11 protein-coding genes are annotated in these 15,186 nt (G+C 64.5%); 3 read left to right on the top strand and 8 right to left on the bottom strand.

What is annotated here, in order from left to right; translation table 11 throughout:
• Nucleotides 1–182 precede the first annotated feature (182 nt).
• The 8 genes from tldD to mreB all read right to left on the bottom strand — a co-directional run bounded on the left by tldD (nucleotide 183) and on the right by mreB (nucleotide 11,608).
• Nucleotides 183–1,625 carry a metalloprotease TldD gene (tldD, locus tag HGO40_RS28275; protein WP_186710681.1) on the bottom strand — a complete coding sequence of 481 codons (1,443 nt, stop codon included), beginning with the start codon at nucleotides 1,623–1,625 and terminating at the stop codon, nucleotides 183–185.
• Nucleotides 1,626–1,630: 5 nt separating this feature from the next.
• The gene (locus HGO40_RS28270; RefSeq protein WP_250965725.1) at nucleotides 1,631–2,494 is read right to left on the bottom strand and encodes a carbon-nitrogen hydrolase family protein; all 864 of its coding nucleotides are present in this window, start codon (nucleotides 2,492–2,494) and stop codon (nucleotides 1,631–1,633) included.
• Between the two features lie 139 nt (nucleotides 2,495–2,633).
• A complete protein-coding gene (locus HGO40_RS28265) occupies nucleotides 2,634–6,437 on the bottom strand; it encodes a YhdP family protein (protein WP_250965724.1) in 3,804 nt (1,267 codons plus the stop codon).
• A gap of 60 nt (nucleotides 6,438–6,497) precedes the next feature.
• The gene (rng, locus tag HGO40_RS28260) at nucleotides 6,498–7,955 is read right to left on the bottom strand and encodes a ribonuclease G (RefSeq protein WP_250965723.1); all 1,458 of its coding nucleotides are present in this window, start codon (nucleotides 7,953–7,955) and stop codon (nucleotides 6,498–6,500) included.
• Between the two features lie 56 nt (nucleotides 7,956–8,011).
• Nucleotides 8,012–8,608, bottom strand: a complete 597-nt coding sequence (locus HGO40_RS28255; protein WP_250965722.1) for a Maf family protein — start codon at nucleotides 8,606–8,608, stop codon at nucleotides 8,012–8,014.
• A 202-nt stretch (nucleotides 8,609–8,810) separates the two neighbouring features.
• Entirely contained in the window at nucleotides 8,811–9,299 is a 489-nt protein-coding gene (mreD, locus tag HGO40_RS28250) for a rod shape-determining protein MreD (protein ID WP_003197820.1), read from the bottom strand.
• Entirely contained in the window at nucleotides 9,296–10,399 is a 1,104-nt protein-coding gene (gene mreC / locus HGO40_RS28245; protein ID WP_250965721.1) for a rod shape-determining protein MreC, read from the bottom strand. Before mreC ends, mreD begins: the two co-directional genes overlap by 4 nt.
• 171 nt (nucleotides 10,400–10,570) lie before the next feature.
• Nucleotides 10,571–11,608, bottom strand: a complete 1,038-nt coding sequence (mreB, locus tag HGO40_RS28240; protein WP_002555108.1) for a rod shape-determining protein MreB — start codon at nucleotides 11,606–11,608, stop codon at nucleotides 10,571–10,573.
• Nucleotides 11,609–11,822: 214 nt separating this feature from the next.
• On the opposite strand from mreB, the gene gatC reads away from it, so the two are divergent.
• From gatC to gatB, 3 genes are read left to right on the top strand one after another with little or no spacing between them, the layout of a single operon-like run.
• Complete coding sequence (gatC, locus tag HGO40_RS28235) at nucleotides 11,823–12,110, top strand: Asp-tRNA(Asn)/Glu-tRNA(Gln) amidotransferase subunit GatC (RefSeq protein WP_039592252.1); 288 nt, start codon at nucleotides 11,823–11,825, stop codon at nucleotides 12,108–12,110.
• A gap of 16 nt (nucleotides 12,111–12,126) precedes the next feature.
• Nucleotides 12,127–13,578 (top strand): Asp-tRNA(Asn)/Glu-tRNA(Gln) amidotransferase subunit GatA, encoded by a 1,452-nt coding sequence (gatA, locus tag HGO40_RS28230; protein WP_250965720.1) that lies wholly within the window; start codon nucleotides 12,127–12,129, stop codon nucleotides 13,576–13,578.
• Between the two features lie 10 nt (nucleotides 13,579–13,588).
• The gene (gene gatB, locus HGO40_RS28225) at nucleotides 13,589–15,034 is read left to right on the top strand and encodes an Asp-tRNA(Asn)/Glu-tRNA(Gln) amidotransferase subunit GatB (RefSeq protein ID WP_250965719.1); all 1,446 of its coding nucleotides are present in this window, start codon (nucleotides 13,589–13,591) and stop codon (nucleotides 15,032–15,034) included.
• The last annotated feature ends 152 nt before the right edge of the window (nucleotides 15,035–15,186 follow it).

Here is a 15,186-nt window from a genome sequence, read left to right as displayed (position 1 = left end):
CGGACCCGGCCCGTTCGCATCGTGTGCCAGACCGGCACCCGGCCCCCCCCCGCCCCCCCCCCGCGCCCCCCCCCCCCCCCCCCGCCCGCCCCGCCCCCCCCCCCCCCCCCGCCGCCCCCCCCGCGCCCCCCCCCCCCCCCCCCCCCCCCCCCCCCACGACTCAAGCAAGTCCCCGAATGTCTTCAAGCGCCCGTGCCACCCACGGTAATCGCATCGATCTTCAGGGTCGGCTGGCCGACGCCCACCGGCACCGATTGCCCGTCCTTGCCGCACGTACCCACCCCGCTGTCCAGCGACAGGTCGTTACCCACCATCGACACCTTGCTCATCGCCTCCGGCCCGTTGCCGATCAGGGTCGCGCCCTTGACCGGTGCGGTGATCTTGCCGTCTTCGATCAGGTAGGCCTCGCTGGTGGAGAACACGAATTTGCCGCTGGTGATGTCCACTTGGCCACCGCCGAGGTTGGCGCAATAAATGCCTTTTTTCACCGAGGCGATGATCTCCGCCGGATCGCTCTGGCCACCCAGCATGTAGGTGTTGGTCATGCGCGGCATCGGCAGGTGTGCATAAGACTCACGGCGACCGTTGCCGGTGCGGGCCACACCCATCAATCGGGCGTTGAGCTTGTCCTGCATGTAGCCCTTGAGCACACCGTTTTCGATCAGCGTGGTGCATTCGGTCGGCGTGCCTTCATCGTCGACGCTCAGGGAGCCACGACGCCCGGCGAGGGTGCCGTCATCGACAATGGTGCAGAGTTTCGAGGCGACCATTTCCCCCATGCGCCCACTGTAGGCCGAGCTGCCCTTGCGGTTGAAGTCGCCTTCCAGGCCGTGGCCCACCGCTTCGTGCAGCAGCACGCCGGACCAGCCGGAGCCGAGCACCACGGGTAATGTACCGGCCGGGGCCGGGATGGCTTCGAGGTTGACCAACGCCTGGCGCAGTGCTTCGCGGGCATAGCCCATGGCGCGGTCTTCACTGAGGAAATAACGGTAGTCGGTGCGCCCGCCGCCGCCATGGCCGCCGCGCTCGCGACGGCCGTTCTGCTCGACGATCACGCTGACGTTGAAACGCACCAATGGCCGCACGTCCGCCGCCAGGCCGCCGTCGGTGGAGGCCACCAGGATCCGTTCCCAGACCCCGGCCATGCTGACCGACACTTGCTGGATGCGTGGGTCGAGGGCGCGGGTGGCGACGTCGATGCGCTTGAGCAGCTCGACTTTTTCGGCGCGGCTCATGACCTCCAGTGGGTTGTCCGGGGCATAGAGCTGCGCCACGTCCTGGCTGCTGAATGCCTGGACCGTGCCGTTCTGCCCGGCCCGGGAGATAGAGCGGGCCGCACGGGCCGCTGCGCCGAGGGCTTCGAGGGTGATGGCGTTGCTGTAGGCAAAACCGGTCTTTTCGCCGGACTGGGCACGCACGCCCACGCCCTGGTCGAGGTTGAAACTGCCTTCCTTGACGATGCCGTCTTCCAGCGACCAGGACTCGGAGATCTGGCCTTGGAAATACAGGTCGGCGGCATCGATACCCGGGCCGGCCAGGTCGCCCAGCACGCCTTGCAGGCTTTCGAGGGTCACGCCGCCGGGGGCTAAAAGGTGTTCACTGACTGAGGACAACAACCCGCTCATATGTTTTACGCCTTGAATTCGTCGTCTTGGACAGGTCGCTGTCGAGCGCCCTGCGAGAAAAAGCGCCGATGGCTGGCCACCGGCATGCGCGCCCTGATGGACGCCTGTTCGCTGCTGTCGCGCTCGGCCACCAGCACGGCCTCGCCTTGATCCTGTTGCGCCAGCACGCGGCCCCACGGGTCGACAATCGCGGCATGGCCAAAGGTTTCCCGAGGCCCCGGATGCACGCCACCCTGGGCGGCCGCCAGCACATAGCACTGGGTCTCGATGGCCCGGGCGCGGATCAGCACGTCCCAATGGGCCGCGCCGGTCACCGCGGTAAACGCCGAAGGCGCCGTGATCAGCTCGGCCCCGGCAGCGCGTAGTTCGCTGTAGAGCTCCGGGAACCGCAAGTCATAGCAGACCGTCAGGCCCACCCGGCCGACGGGGGTATCGGCCACCACCACGTTGGCCCCATAAGCATAGTCATCCGATTCCCGATAGCGCCCGCGATTGTCCGCCACGTCCACATCGAACAGGTGCAGCTTGTCATAACGCGCGACGATCTGGCCCTGGTCATCGACCAGCACCGAACAGGCATGGGACCGGCCCTCGGGCTGGTCCTTGGGTGGCAACGGCAGCGTGCCGGCCACAATCCATAACTTGAGGTCACGGGCGGCCTGTTTCAACCAGGGCAGGATCGGTCCCTGACCAAAGGCTTCGGCACGCCCGATATCGGCCACGTCCCGCCGCCCCATCGCCGCGAAATTCTCCGGCAGCACCGCCAGCCTCGCAGCGCCAGCGGCAGCCTGCTCCAGCAGCACCCGGGCACGGGCCAGGTTGGCGAGCACATCGCTTTGGCTGACCATTTGAATCACGGCGACTGGCATGGTACTTCCCTCATTTTTTGCATCACTGCCCCTGTGGGAGCGAGCTTGCTCGCGATTGCGGTGTATCAGTCACATTTCCTTTGCTGACCCACCGCTATCGCGAGCAAGCTCGCTCCCACAGGGGTTATCTCATCGTCTGTCAGAACGGCTTGTCGAAGGTGATCTTCGGCTCTTTCCACGGCCCCTTGACGTCGTATCTTACGCTGGCAAAGCGCGCCACGCGGTCACCGAGCAGCTTGTCGATCAGAAACAGCGCCCCACCCCCCGCCGGCGCGCCAACGATCAGCGCGGCAAGCGGCAGGTTGATGGTCACCGGAAGCGTCACCAGCAGCTTGGCGTCGACCCGGGCGGCCACCATGTCCAGCGTGCCGTTGAGTTCCAGGTTGCTCGACGGCCCGGTCAGGGTAATGGGCTCTCGGGTCACGTACACCCCGTCGCTCGCCACCAGCAGCCCCTTGACCCGGTCGTAGCTCAAGCCCTTGCCGAACAGGTCGGAGAAGTCCAGGCGCAAGCGTCGGCCGATGGAGTTGAAGTTCAGCAGGCCAAACACCCGCAACGCCCGGGCGCTGCCTTCGACTTCGACGAACTGGCCCTTGCTCAACGATGCGTCGAGGCTGCCGGAAAAGCGCTTGGTGGCGACCCAGGCTGGCGAGCCTGGCCAACGGCCATCGACATCCAGGCGGAACGCCTGGCTGGTCACGCTTGGCGCAAACCCCCAGCCCTTGAGCACATCGCCCAGGTTCTTGCCGCTGATCCGGCCCTTGTACCAACTGCTGGTGGAACCGGGCGCGCCTTCCCAGCCACCACTGCCGTTCAACACCATGCCCTTGAGGCCCATGTCCAGGTTGTTCAGCGCGATGCCCTTGGCGGTCGGTCGCACTTTCAACGACCACGCGCCGATCAGATCGGGGCCCTGGAACAGTTGGTCGATGGCGATATCCATGGCCGGGATCTTGCCGGGATCGACCGACGCCAGCGGGTCCGGCGCATTTTCATCCGCCTGGACCGTCGGGTCTGTGGCCGGCAGGCGAACGTAATCAAGCTTGATACCAATCGGTGCGGCCTTGGCGTCCGGCAGGTTGACGTTGCCCTTGGCCTGCTGGCTGGCGAGCTGCAAGGCCCAGGCGTCCGGCTTGCGGTCCAGTTGCACCGAGGCTTGGTCGAGGGTGGTGCCCATGGCCGTGAGTTTGCCGACGGTCAGGTCGACACTGCTGAGCAGTTGCTTGGCACTGCCGCCTGGATCGTGGCCAGCGTACTTGTTCACCAGGTCCTGCCAGGGGCTGACGTCCAGTTCCGACAACGTGCCACGCAGCCGCAGCCCCTTGGCGCCCGGCAACACCGCATCGCCGGCGCCCAGCAACAATTCGCCGCGACCGTCAGCGACTTTCCCGCCTGGCGCGGCGTACGTGAAGCTGGCGAGGTCGCCATAGTCGGCCCAATAACGCCGCTCCGGCCCTTGCAGGGTCATGCGAAACACCGTGTCGCGCCCGACGTCGGCGGCCATGCCGAAGGGGGCCGGCAGGACGACGGCCACGCCCTTGAGGCTGGAACTGACCGACAACTGGCTGTCGGCGCCGTCGAGGATCACTTGTAACTGGTAGGGCACGACGCCGGAGACCGGCAGCGGTTGGGTGACATTCAGCCAACTGGTGAGTTTCTTGAGCTCCACTTGCCCAGACGCGGTGACCCGCGTATTGAGCGCACCAGCACGGCCCTCGGCGAAAATCTGCGCGGTCACCGGCCGGTCGAATGCCCGGGCACTGATGCCCTTGCCGCTCAGGCCCTTGTGGCTGTCGAAGCGGAAATCACCCTTGAGCTGGGTCAGCTCCAACGCCGGTTCGCTGAGTTTGAGCCGGGCCTTGTCGGTGGCGAAATCCACCTGGATCTTCGGCTGCTCGCCTTTGACCAGCGGGATATCGAGCTTCACGCTGCCGTTCAGGTCGCCCTCGCCTTCCCAGCCGGCGAACGTCTCGGCCGTGCCGATGGGCGCGGTCTGGAGAATTTTCAGGCCGTCGCCCAGCCCGCCGGCGAACCCGCCGTCCAGCAGCAGATGGGAACTCTGCCCGGTCGGTACGTGGGGAATGTTCACCGAAATATCCTTGACCTGGGTATCGAGCAATTGCCCCTGGCTGGCGAAGATGCGCACGCCGCTGTCTTCGACGAAGACATCGCCGCTGACCTTGCTCACCGAAGGCCAGCCCGGCTGGAACGCCAGCTCGGCGTCATGCACCTTGAAAAACAGACTGATGCTGCGGTCCGCGTCCCCGGCACCTTTGTTCAACGAGCCTTGGTACTGGAAAAAACCCTCGTCCACCGCGCCCTTGACGATGGCCGTGCGCAACCACTCATCCAGCGCCGGGCTGAGCACCGCCGGCAGGTACTTGGCGGTGTAGCGCCCATCGCCGTCCACCAGGCCGACCCGCAGGTCCATGTAGTCCTCCTGGCTATGGTCGAAATGCAGGCGGATCAGGAAATCGCCGGCAATCCGGCCCTCCTCGCCCAGCACTTTCAGGTACGGCGCGATCAGGGTGAAGCCTTGCTTGTCGAGCTTCCAGGTCAGCCGGGCGTTGGCTTGCAGGTACTGCCAGGGCTTGGCGAAGATCGGGTCCAGGTGCAGGGAAAAGTCCTTGCTGTCCATGCGCAGCTCGCCGCCGCCCAGGTCGCCGCTCAGGCTCCCGGAGACGTTGCGCGCCGCCGGGGCGCCGCGATAGGCATTGAAACCGACAGTGTCCAGGTTGGTGGCGAAGCTGATTTTCTGGTCGCCGGTGTTCTGCGGCCGATAGTCCAACAGCACGTTGCGCAAGGCGCCGGTCACCTTGAGCCGGTCAATCGTCGTGGCCAGGCCTTCGGGCAAAGGCGCCAGGGCGTTGAGCAACGGCGTGAGCGGAGTCAGGTCCAGGCGATCGGCCTGCAGGTGCCAACGCTCCTCGGCCTGCTCGGTGGCGGCGCTTTGTTGCAGTTGCAGGTGCGATTCCCAGCGGGTTTCGCCCAGGGTCATCGCCAGGGAGTCGAAGGTCGCGGTGAACCCTTGGCTGCCGCGCTGGAAGTACGCGTTGAGGGCCAGGTTGTGGACTTGCACCGGCTTGCGCTCGCCATAGGCGCCGTCGAGCTGCGGCGCGTTCAGGCGCATGGCCGCGCTTTGCACCGTGCCCTCGCCCCAACTGAGCCAGAATTCGCCGCCGGCCTGGATCCGGGAAAAATTCCATTGCTGGGTCAGGCGCTTCGGCAGCCATTTGGACCAGTCGCTTTGCGGCAGGCTCAAGTAGGCGTCGGCCTGGCCATTCTTCCAGTCGCTGGCGCGCAGGCGAGTGCGCAGGTTGATCGCCATCGGCTGGCCGTCGGGCAGGGTCAGGCGTGCGTCCAGGCGCTGGCGGGTGGCGCCGGTGCGCAGGCTCAAGCCGACGTAGGTCAGGGTCAGTGGGGGTTGCTCGACGGGTTGCAAGGTCACCTGGCTATCGAGCACCGAGAGCCTTGAAACCATTTGCATGCGTTCGAGCAATTGCTGCGGATCGAGGGGCTGATCGTCCTTCACCGGCAGGCCTTCCAGGGCCCACTTGCCGTCGGCGCCCTCCTTGAGGCTGATCTTCAGGCCGCTGACTTCCAGGTGGGCGATGCGCACCTGCCGCGCCAACAAGCTGTCCCACAGGTCGGGCACGGCCCGCACCTGATCCAGGTGCAAGGCGTTGGGGCCCTCGCCAACCACCACGTCGCGCGCCGCCACGATCGGCGCCAGGGCGTCCCAACTGCCGTCGAGACTGCCGATGTGCACGGGCATGCCCAGGGCCGCGCCGGCGCGGGTCTCGACCTCGGCGCGGTATTCGGCCACCAGCGGGACCAGCTCGCGACCGAGGCTGACGTACAACGCCAGCAGCACCAGCAGCAGCGCGCAAAGCCCCAAGCCCCAACGAGTCAGCGTCGCGATCAAGCGTGTCAGACGCTCCATGTCAGTGGGCTCCCCTGGCAAAGACAATCAAATCCGCGGGCCCGCCGCTTCCCAAGCTCTTCAGAGCAACACCACGTCGTATTGTTCCTGGGAGTACATGGTTTCGACCTGGAAGCGAATCGTGCGTCCGATAACCGCTTCCAGCTCCGCGACATTGCCTGACTCCTCATCGAGCAGACGGTCCACCACTTTCTGGTTCGCCAACACTCTATACCCGGTCGCCTGGTAGGCGCGCGCCTCCCGGAGGATTTCCCTGAAGATTTCGTAACACACGGTTTCCGGGGTCTTCAGCTTGCCGCGCCCCTGGCAACTGCTGCACGGCTCGCACAGCACCTGCTCGAGGCTTTCGCGGGTACGCTTGCGGGTCATCTGCACCAGGCCCAGCTCGGTGATGCCGATGATGTTGGTCTTGGCGTGATCGCGTTCGAGTTGTTTTTCCAGGGTCCGCAGTACCTGGCGCTGATGCTCTTCATCTTCCATGTCGATGAAGTCGATGATGATGATCCCCCCCAGGTTGCGCAGGCGCAGTTGCCGGGCGATGGCCGTGGCGGCTTCCAGGTTGGTCTTGAAGATGGTTTCTTCCAGGTTGCGGTGGCCGACGAACGCCCCGGTGTTGACGTCGATGGTGCTCATGGCTTCGGCCGGATCGACCACCAGGTACCCGCCGGACTTGAGCGGCACCTTGCGCTCCAGGGCCTTCTGGATTTCGTCCTCGACGCCGTACAGATCGAAAATCGGCCGCTCGCCAGGGTAATGCTCGAGACGGTCGGCGATCTCCGGCATCAGTTCGGCGACGAACTGGGTGGTTTTCTGGAAGGTTTCCCGGGAATCGATGCGGATCTTCTCGATCTTGGGGCTGACCAGGTCACGCAAGGTCCGCAGCGCCAGGCCCAGGTCTTCGTAGATCACGCTGGGGGTGGCGATGGTCTTGATCTGCGCGGCGATCTGGTCCCAGAGCCTTCGCAGGTAGCGAATGTCCATGAGGATCTCATCGGCCCCGGCCCCTTCGGCGGCGGTGCGCAGGATGAAGCCACCGGTTTCCTTGATGCCCTCTTTTTCCACGCAGTCGCTGACCACCTGCTTGAGGCGCTCGCGCTCGGCTTCGTCTTCGATCTTCAGGGAAATGCCCACATGGGCAGTACGCGGCAGGTACACCAGGTAGCGCGACGGGATCGACAGTTGCGTGGTCAGGCGCGCGCCCTTGGAGCCAATGGGATCCTTGGTGACCTGCACCACCAGGCTCTGGCCTTCATGCACCAGCGCGCTGATGCTCTCCACGGCCGGCCCGTCGCGCATGGAGATTTCCGAGGCGTGGATAAATGCCGCGCGGTCCAGGCCGATGTCGACGAAGGCCGCCTGCATGCCCGGCAGCACCCGCACGACCTTACCCTTGTAGATGTTGCCGACGATGCCACGCTTTTGCGTGCGCTCGACGTGAACTTCTTGCAACACGCCGTTTTCAACCACCGCCACGCGCGATTCCATCGGCGTGATGTTGATCAGGATCTCTTCACTCATGGCAGGGTCTCGTTCAGGCATGTTCACGATAATGGCCGCATCAAGTCGGACGGCGCTCAGCGCACGCTCAAGGTTTGCCAACAGGGTATGCCGAAATGGCCCAGCAGTTCTGCGGTTTCGCACAGCGGCAGGCCGACCACGGCCGAATAACTGCCTTCCAGCCCGGCGACGAACACCGCGCCCAGCCCTTGGATACCATAGCTGCCCGCCTTGTCCCGGGGTTCGCCGCTGGCCCAATAGGCCAGCGCTTGCTGTTCGGTGATGGGTCGGAAACGCACCCGGCTGCGCACCACCCGGGACTCGCAGCGCGAGCCGTCCAGCACGGCAATGGCGGTCAGCACCTCATGCTCGCGACCGGACAGGCCCAGCAGCATGGACAAGGCGTCGGCCTGGTCCATGGGCTTGCCGAGAATCCGCCCCTCCAGCACCACGGCGGTGTCCGCACCGAGCACGCAGCCATCCACACCGGGTTGCAGCGCACGTAGCCCAGCCTCGGCCTTGCCGCGCGCCAGGCGCTCGACATAGGCCGATGGGGTTTCGTGGTCCAGGGGAGTTTCGTCGATGTCCGCACCGATGGCGGTAAAGGGCACGCCGATCTGCGTGAGCAGCTCACGCCGACGCGGCGAGCCTGAGGCGAGGTAAAGCGGCTTCATCAAGACATCTCCCTAACGCGACCGGCTTTTGTGGCGAGGGGATTTATCCCCGTTGGGCTGCGCAGCAGTCCTAAAGCAGTGAACTCAATCTTCCTGGCACACCTAGTTGCCTGGCTTGGGGCTGCTACGCAGCCCAGCGGGGATAAATCCCCTCGCCACAGGGATGTAAGTCATCAAAAAAAGTGTCGATATCCTGCGCGAATCAGTTGATTTTGAAACGCAGGCGCAGGCCACGCAAACCGAAGCTGACCCATGGCCAGAGCAAGGCGCTGACCAGGGCTGGCAAGACCAGCGCCAGGGTCGGCTGACGATTGCCGGTCAGTGCGCTGAGCCACAGCTGCACCAGTTGTGCCAGACCGAAAATCACCAGGATCACCAGGCATTGCTGCCACATGGGGAACATCCGCAGGCGTTGTTGCAGCGACAGCACCAGGAACGTGATCAGCGTCAGGATCAATGCGTTCTGCCCCAGCAACGTGCCGTAGAGCACGTCCTCGGCCAGGCCCAGGCACCAGGCGGTGACCATGCCGACCTTGTGGGGCAAGGCCAGCGCCCAGAAGGCCAGCAACAAGGCCAGCCACAGGGGACGCAGGATTTCCATGAACTGCGGCAGCGGCGAAACGCTGAGCAACAGGCCGATGGCGAAGGTCAGCCAGACCATCCAGCCGTTACCGGATTGGGTACTGCTCATTCTTCTCGTGCTCCCCTGGTCGCCGGTGAAGCGGCGGGTGTCGAGGCCGGTGGTCGAGCCGCAGGCCTGGCAGGCTGGGACGCCGGTGCGTGGGTGGCCGGCCTGGCGGGTGCCGCGGCAGGCGTGGCGGGTGCGGTCGACGGAGTGGTGGCCGGTGCGCTCGTAGCGGGTGTTGCCGCTTGAGGCTTGGGCACCGTGGCCGGCGCAGCGGGTGCAGGCACGGGCGCAGCCGGCGTAACCGACTCGCCGCCCTGCCGGTCCTGGGCTTCCTGGGCCACGGCGGCGTCGTTGGCGCGCTCTTCGGGCGTACGGTTGTCGCTGAAGACCAGCAGCAGATAGCGGCTGCGATTCAATGCTGCCGTCGGCACCGCGCGGACGATCGCGAACGGCTGGCCGGAGTCATGGATGACTTCCTTGACCGTCGCCACCGGGTACCCGGCCGGGAAACGCTGGCCGAGGCCGGAGCTGACCAGCAGGTCGCCTTCCTTGATGTCGGCGGTGTCGGCTACGTGCCGCAGTTCCAGGCGTTCCGGGTTGCCGGTACCACTGGCAATCGCCCGCAGGCCGTTGCGGTTGACCTGTACTGGGATGCTGTGGGTAGTGTCGGTCAGCAGCAGCACCCGCGAGGTGTAGGGCATCAACTCCACCACCTGGCCCATCAGGCCCCGGGCATCGAGCACCGGCTGGCCGAGGACCACGCCGTCGCGCTCGCCTTTATTGATCAGGATGCGGTGGGTGAACGGATTGGGGTCCATGCCGATCAACTCGGCCACTTCGACCTTTTCGTTGACCAGCGCGGACGAGTTGAGCAACTCGCGCAGCCGCACGTTCTGCTCGGTGAGGGCCGCCAGCTTCTGCATGCGCCCCTGCAACAGCAGGTTTTCGGTCTTGAGTTTTTCGTTTTCGGCGACCAGTTCGGTCCGGCTGCCAAACTGGCTGGCGACACCTTGCCACAAGCGCTGCGGCAGGTCGGTGATCCAATAGGATTCCATCAACACCAGCGACATCTGGCTGCGTACAGGCTTGAGCAGCGTGAAGCGGGCATCGACCACCATCAGCGCGACCGATAGCACGGTCAGTACCAGCAGGCGCACGCCCAATGAGGGGCCTTTGGCGAAAAGCGGTTTAATAGGCCGCTCCTCCCAGGCAAATGTTTTCTTTATTCATACGGCATCAAACCGGCCTGGATACGAATGACAGAAGATAAACGCCAACGGGCAGCACTGCAAAGTGCTGCCCGGGCGCAAACAACATAGACCACTGCGCCAGACTTATTCGCTGGAGAGCAGGTCCATGGTGTGCTTGTCCATCATTTCCAGCGCTCGGCCACCGCCGCGAGCAACGCAGGTCAACGGGTCTTCGGCAACGATCACCGGCAGGCCGGTTTCCTGGGCCAGCAGCTTGTCGAGGTCACGCAACAGCGCACCACCACCGGTCAGCACCAGGCCGCGCTCGGCGATGTCCGAGGCCAGCTCCGGCGGCGACTGCTCCAGGGCGCTCTTGACGGCCTGGACGATGGTCGCCAGCGACTCTTGCAGCGCTTCGAGCACTTCGTTGGAATTGAGGGTGAAGGCCCGTGGAACGCCTTCGGCCAGGTTGCGACCGCGTACGTCGACCTCACGCACTTCACCGCCCGGGTAGGCCGTGCCGATTTCCTGCTTGATGCGCTCGGCGGTGGATTCGCCGATCAGGCTGCCGTAGTTGCGACGCACATAGGTGATGATCGCTTCGTCGAAACGGTCGCCGCCCACACGTACGGATTCGGCGTAGACCACACCGTTGAGGGAGATCAGCGCGATTTCAGTGGTACCACCACCGATGTCGACGACCATCGAGCCGCGGGCTTCTTCCACCGGCAGGCCGGCACCGATGGCAGCGGCCATCGGTTCTTCGATCAGGAACACTTCGCGGGCACCGGCACCGAGGGCCGATTCACGGATGGCACGACGCTCGACCTGGGTGGACTTGCATGGCACGCAGATCAGCACACGAGGGCTGGGCTGCAGGAAACTGTTTTCGTGAACCTTGTTGATGAAGTACTGCAGCATCTTTTCGCAGACGCTGAAGTCGGCGATCACGCCGTCCTTCATGGGGCGAATGGCTGCGATGTTGCCCGGTGTACGGCCCAGCATGCGCTTGGCTTCCGTACCGACAGCCACGACACTCTTCTGGTTACCGTGGGTGCGGATGGCCACGACCGAGGGTTCATTCAGGACGATACCGCGCTCGCGCACGTAAATAAGGGTGTTGGCAGTGCCCAGGTCGATGGAAAGATCGCTGGAAAACATGCCACGCAGTTTCTTGAACATGGGAAAGGGACCCTAGGCAACGCGTGGGTAAAAAAGTGCGGCAAACTCTAACAACGACAGGGATTTTGGGCAAGGCGCCAATATGTTAAATTGGCCGCTTTTCTGTGCACCAAACACCGAGATCGCGGCCGTAGGACCGTAGAAATGCGGTAGTGTTCCGACAATCTAACACACGGACAGACTGCGTCCGTTTTGTTTTCCACTGGAGAATCCCATGGCGCTTGAACGCTCCGACGTGGAAAAAATCGCTCATCTGGCCTGTCTGGGCCTCAATGAAGCCGATCTTCCACACATCACTTCTGCCCTGAACAGCATTCTAGGGCTGGTCGACGAGATGCAGGCGGTCGATACCGACGGCATAGAACCGCTGGCCCACCCACTGGAAGCCAGTCAGCGCCTGCGCGCCGACGTCGTGACCGAGTCCAATAATCGCGAGGCCTACCAGTCCATCGCGCCAGCGGTCGAAAACGGCCTGTACCTGGTTCCGAAAGTCATCGACTAAAGGGAAAGAGCCTCTCATGCATCACATGACCCTGGCCGAGATCGCCCGCGGACTCGCCGATAAAAAGTTTTCCTCCGTAGAGCTGCCCCAAGTCCTGCTGGCGCGCATCGCCCAGCTCGACCCGCAGCTCAACAGTTTCATCAGCCTCACCGAAGAACTGGCCCTGAGCCCGGCCCAGGCCGCCGCCGCCCGGCGCGCCAACGGTGAGAGCGGCGCCCTGCTCGGTGCGCCGATTGCCCACAAGGACTTGTTCTGCACCCAAGGCATCCGCACCAGCTGCGGCTCGAAGATGCTCGACAATTTCAAGGCCCCGTACGACGCCACCGTGGTCGCCAGGCTGGCCGCCGCCGGCACCGTGACCCTGGGCAAGACCAACATGGACGAATTCGCCATGGGCTCGGCCAACGAGTCGAGCTACTACGGCGCGGTGAAGAACCCGTGGAACCTGGAGCACGTACCGGGCGGCTCGTCCGGCGGTTCCGCAGCCGCCGTGGCCGCGCGCCTGTTGCCAGCCGCCACCGCCACCGACCCCGGCGGCTCGATTCGCCAGCCGGCGGCATTCACCAACCTCACCGGCCTGAAGCCGACCTACGGTCGCGTTTCGCGCTGGGGCATGATCGCCTACGCCTCCAGCCTCGACCAGGGCGGCCCACTGGCGCGCACCGCCGAAGCTTGCGCGATCCTGCTGCAAGGCATGGCCGGCTTCGACCCGAACGATTCCCCCAGCATCGATGAGCCCGTGCCGGACTACAGCGCCAGCCTCAAAGGCTCGCTGCAGGGCCTGCGCATCGGCGTGCCAAAGGAATACTTCAGCGCCGGCCTCGACCCACGCATCGCCGAGCTGGTCCACAACAGCGTCAAGGAGCTGGAGAAGCTCGGCGCGGTCATCAAGGAAATCAGCCTGCCGAACATGCAGCACGCCATTCCGGCGTACTACGTGATCGCTCCGGCGGAAGCGTCCTCGAACCTGTCGCGCTTCGACGGCGTGCGCTTCGGCCATCGCTGCGAGAACCCGGAAAACCTGATCGACCTGTACAAGCGCTCCCGTGGCGAAGGCTTCGGTGCCGAAGTGCAGCGCCGGATCATGGTCGGCGCCTCCGCGTTGTCCGCCGGCTACTACGATGCCTATTACCTCAAGGCGCAGAAAATCCGCCGCTTGGTGAAAAACGACTTCATGGCGGCCTTCAACGAGGTCGACATCATCCTCGGCCCGACCACGCCGAACCCGGCCTGGAAGCTCGGCGCCAAGAACAGCGACCCGGTCGCCGAGTACCTGGAAGACGTCTACACCATCACCGCCAACCTCGCCGGCTTGCCGGGCCTGTCCATGCCGGCCGGTTTCGTCGATGGCCTGCCGGTGGGCGTGCAGTTGCTCGCGCCGTATTTCCAGGAAGGCCGCCTGTTGAATGTTGCCCACCAGTATCAGTTGAACACTGACTGGCACACCCGCACCCCAACCGGCTTCTGAGGAGAAACACATGCAATGGGAAGTCGTGATCGGGCTGGAGATTCATACCCAGCTCACCACCCGGTCGAAAATCTTTTCCGGTAGCTCGACCACATTCGGTTCCGAGCCCAACACCCAGGCCAGCCTGGTGGACCTGGGCATGCCCGGGGTGCTGCCGGTGCTCAACGCCGAAGCGGTGCGCATGGCAGTGATGTTCGGCCTGGCGATTGACGCCGAGATCGGCCAGCACAACGTGTTCGCCCGCAAGAACTACTTCTACCCGGACCTGCCCAAGGGCTACCAGATCAGCCAGATGGAGCTGCCGATCGTCGGCAAGGGCCACCTGGACATCGCCCTGGAAGATGGCACGGTCAAGCGCGTCGGTATCACCCGGGCGCACCTGGAAGAAGACGCCGGCAAGAGCCTGCACGAAGAATTCAACGGTGCTACCGGCATCGACCTGAACCGTGCGGGCACGCCGCTGCTGGAAATCGTCTCCGAGCCGGACATGCGCAGCGCCAAGGAAGCCGTGGCCTACGTCAAGGCGATCCATGCCCTGGTGCGCTACTTGGGCATCTGCGATGGCAACATGGCCGAAGGCTCGCTGCGCTGCGACTGCAACGTGTCGATCCGTCCGAAAGGCCAGGCCGAATTCGGCACCCGCTGCGAGATCAAGAACGTCAACTCGTTCCGCTTCATCGAGAAAGCAATCAACAGCGAGATCCAGCGCCAGATCGAACTGATCGAGGACGGCGGCAAGGTCATCCAGCAGACCCGCCTGTACGATCCGAACAAAGACGAGACCCGTCCGATGCGCAGCAAGGAGGAAGCCAACGACTACCGTTACTTCCCCGACCCGGACCTGCTGCCGGTGGTCATCGAGAACTCGTTCCTCGACGAGGTGCGCGCCACGCTGCCGGAACTGCCGCCGCAAAAGCGCGAGCGCTTCCAGGCGCAGTTCGGGCTGTCGAGCTATGACGCCAACGTCCTGGCCACCAGCCGCGAACAGGCCGATTACTTCGAGAAAGTCGTGAGCATCGGTGGCGACGCCAAGCTGGCGGCCAACTGGGTGATGGTCGAGTTGGGCAGCCTGTTGAACAAGCAGGGCCTGGAAATCGATGAGTCGCCGGTCTCCGCCGAGCAATTGGGTGGCATGCTGGTGCGGATCAAGGACAACACCATTTCCGGCAAGATCGCCAAGATGGTGTTCGAAGCCATGGCCAATGGTGAAGGCAGCGCCGACGAGATCATCGAGAAGCGCGGCTTGAAGCAGGTCACCGACACCGGCGCGATTTCCGCCGTGCTCGATGAAATGCTCGCGGCCAACTCCGAGCAAGTCGAACAGTACCGCGCGGCAGACGAAGCCAAGCGCGGCAAGATGTTCGGCTTCTTCGTCGGCCAGGCCATGAAAGCCTCCAAGGGCAAGGCCAACCCGCAACAGGTCAACGAACTGCTCAAAAGCAAGCTCGAAGGCTGATGGCCATGGAGCCAGTCTTCCAATCTGGCTCAATCCCCTGTGGCGAGGGAGCTTGCTCCCGCTGGGCTGCGCCCCGGCCCCCCAGCCCGCGGCACCGCATGGTGTTGGCGCGCAGCGGGCCCCGCCGGGCGCCGCGGCCGGGCGGCCCCACG

This window comes from Pseudomonas sp. CG7, from assembly GCF_023701885.1.
GTDB classification, from domain to species: domain Bacteria; phylum Pseudomonadota; class Gammaproteobacteria; order Pseudomonadales; family Pseudomonadaceae; genus Aquipseudomonas; species Aquipseudomonas zanjanensis.
Note: the sequence above shows the minus strand (reverse complement) of the source record. Positions and strands in the feature narration are given on the sequence as shown.

Coding starts and splice junctions, on each gene's coding strand:
- tldD (WP_186710681.1), bottom strand. CDS start 1,625: ATGAGCGGGTTGTTGTCCTCAGTCAGTGAACACCTTTTAGCCCCCGGC.
- HGO40_RS28270 (WP_250965725.1), bottom strand. CDS start 2,494: ATGCCAGTCGCCGTGATTCAAATGGTCAGCCAAAGCGATGTGCTCGCC.
- HGO40_RS28265 (WP_250965724.1), bottom strand. CDS start 6,437: ATGGAGCGTCTGACACGCTTGATCGCGACGCTGACTCGTTGGGGCTTG.
- rng (WP_250965723.1), bottom strand. CDS start 7,955: ATGAGTGAAGAGATCCTGATCAACATCACGCCGATGGAATCGCGCGTG.
- HGO40_RS28255 (WP_250965722.1), bottom strand. CDS start 8,608: ATGAAGCCGCTTTACCTCGCCTCAGGCTCGCCGCGTCGGCGTGAGCTG.
- mreD (WP_003197820.1), bottom strand. CDS start 9,299: ATGAGCAGTACCCAATCCGGTAACGGCTGGATGGTCTGGCTGACCTTC.
- mreB (WP_002555108.1), bottom strand. CDS start 11,608: ATGTTCAAGAAACTGCGTGGCATGTTTTCCAGCGATCTTTCCATCGAC.
- gatC (WP_039592252.1), top strand. CDS start 11,823: ATGGCGCTTGAACGCTCCGACGTGGAAAAAATCGCTCATCTGGCCTGT.
- gatA (WP_250965720.1), top strand. CDS start 12,127: ATGCATCACATGACCCTGGCCGAGATCGCCCGCGGACTCGCCGATAAA.
- gatB (WP_250965719.1), top strand. CDS start 13,589: ATGCAATGGGAAGTCGTGATCGGGCTGGAGATTCATACCCAGCTCACC.